This window comes from Pseudomonas sp. P4_C1 (genome assembly GCF_056402155.1).
Genome location: NZ_JBFUHY010000153.1, coordinates 1 through 2,499, shown reverse-complemented (window position 1 = coordinate 2,499; position 2,499 = coordinate 1). Strand labels below are relative to the sequence as shown.

The window sequence follows — 2,499 nt, the reverse complement described above, 5'->3', positions numbered from 1 at the left end:
CAGTTCGCCGTGACCGTGGTCGATGACAATGGCAGCACCGCGACCGGTTCACTGGACGTCAACATCGTCGACGACCTGCCCAATGGCGTGGACGACAGCCATGCTTCAACGGCTTCGGAAACCCTGCTGACCCTCAACGGCAACGTGTTGAGCAACGACGTGCAAGGCGCCGACCGGGTGCTGGTCGGCGAAAGCGCCGGGCCGATCACCCCCGGCACCTTCACCGGCACTTACGGCACCCTGGTGCTGAATGCCAACGGCACCTACACCTACACCCTCAACACCAGCGATGCCGACTTCAAAGCCCTGCACGGCGGCGGCGACGGCAGCGAAACCTTCACCTACACTCTCACCGACTCTGACGGCGACACCAGCACGGCCAACCTGGTGCTGAATGTCTACAACAACGATGATCCTGTGGTCCTCAACGGCCTCAACGTGTATGGCGGTGAGCTGACGGTTTATGAAAAAAATCTCGGCGATGGCAGCAGCCCCAACACCTCGGCACTGACCCAGAGCGGGACTTTCACGGTGGCCGCGCTCGATGGCCTGCAAACCCTGACCGTCGGCGGCATTGCCGTGGTCASCGGYGGYGTGGCCRCCGGCTTCCCGCAATCGATYACCACGCCGCTGGGCAGCACCCTGACCATCACCGGGTTCAACGCGGCGACCGGGGTGATCAGCTACAGCTACACCCTGAATGACAACGAGGCGCACCCAACCGCCAACGGCGCCAACACCCTGCCCGAGCAGTTCGCCGTGACCGTGGTCGACGACAACGGCACCACCGCCACCGGCAGCCTCGACGTGACCATYGTCGACGACCTGCCCAGTGGCGTGGACGACAGCCATGCTTCAACGGCCTCGGAAACCCTGCTGACCCTCAACGGCAACGTGCTGAGCAACGACGTGCAAGGCGCCGACCGCGTGCCGCTCGGRGAAAAYGCCGGCCCSATCACYCCCGGCACCTTCACCGGCACCTACGGCACTTTGGTGCTGAATGCCAACGGCACCTACACCTACACGTTGAATACCAGCGATGCGGATTTCATAGCCCTGCATGGCGGTGGCAATGGCACTGAAACCTTCACCTATACGCTGACGGACGCCGATGGCGACAGCAGCACCGCGGACCTGGTGCTGCAGATCCACAACAACGATGACCCGATCGCGATTGGCGGATTGAACGTTGGGGGTGGCGAACTCACGGTCTTCGAGAAAAACCTCAGCGACGGCAGCGCACCGGATGCCACCGCACTGACCCAGAACGGCACCTTCACCGTCAGCGCGCTGGATGGCGTCACGAGCCTGACCGTGGGCGGCATCGCCGTGGTCAGCGGCGGCGTGGCCACCGGCTTSCCGCAATCGATTACCACGCCGCTGGGCAGCACCCTGACCATCACCGGGTTCAACGCGGCGACCGGGGTGATCAGCTACAGCTACACCCTGAATGACAACGARGCGCACCCAACCGCCAAYGGYGCCAAYACTTTGCCCGAGCAGTTCGCCGTGACCGTGGTCGACGACAACGGCACCACCGCGACCGGTTCACTCGACGTGACCATCGTCGACGACCTGCCCAATGGCGTGGACGACAGCCATGCCGGTACCGCCTCGGAAACCCTGCTGACCCTCAACGGCAACGTGCTGAGCAACGACGTGCAAGGCGCCGACCGCGTGCCGCTCGGCGAAAACAGCGGCCCGATCACTCCCGGCACCTTCACCGGCACCTACGGCACCCTGGTGCTGAACGCCAACGGCACTTACACCTACACGTTGAATACCAGCGATGCGGATTTCATAGCCCTGCACGGCGGTGGCAATGGCACTGAAACCTTCACCTATACGCTGACGGACGCCGATGGCGACAGCAGCACCGCGGACCTGGTGCTGCAGATCCACAACAACAATGACTCGGTGACGATTGACGGTTTGAATGTTGAGGGCGGCGAGTTGACCGTCTTCGAGAAAAACCTCAGCGATGGCAGCAGTCCGGACGTACCAGCCCTGACCCAGAACGGCACCTTCACCGTGACCGCGCTGGATGGCGTCACCACCCTGACCGTGGGCGGTATCGCCGTGGTCAGCGGCGGCGTGACGGCGGGCTTGCCGCAATCGATCACCACGCTATTGGGCAGCACCCTGACCATCACCGGGTTCAACGCGGCAACCGGGGTCGTGAGCTACAGCTACACCCTCAACGATAACGAAGCCCATCCGACTGGCAACGGCGCCAACACCCTGCCGGAGCAGTTCGCCGTGACCGTGGTCGATGACAATGGCAGCACCGCGACCGGTTCACTGGACGTCAACATCGTCGACGACCTGCCCAATGGCGTGGACGACAGCCATGCTTCAACGGCTTCGGAAACCCTGCTGACCCTCAACGGCAACGTGTTGAGCAACGACGTGCAAGGCGCCGACCGGGTGCTGGTCGGCGAAAGCGCCGGGCCGATCACCCCCGGCGTCGGCGAAAGCGCCGGGCCGATCACCCCCGGC

Annotated in this window: 1 protein-coding gene; it reads left to right on the top strand. The window is 63.8% G+C overall.

Annotated features, from left to right (window positions below; genetic code table 11):
- Nucleotides 1-2,499, top strand: a 2,499-nt coding sequence (locus AC1DU9_RS29695; protein WP_477811256.1) for a beta strand repeat-containing protein, incomplete at both ends; no start/stop codon positions are given.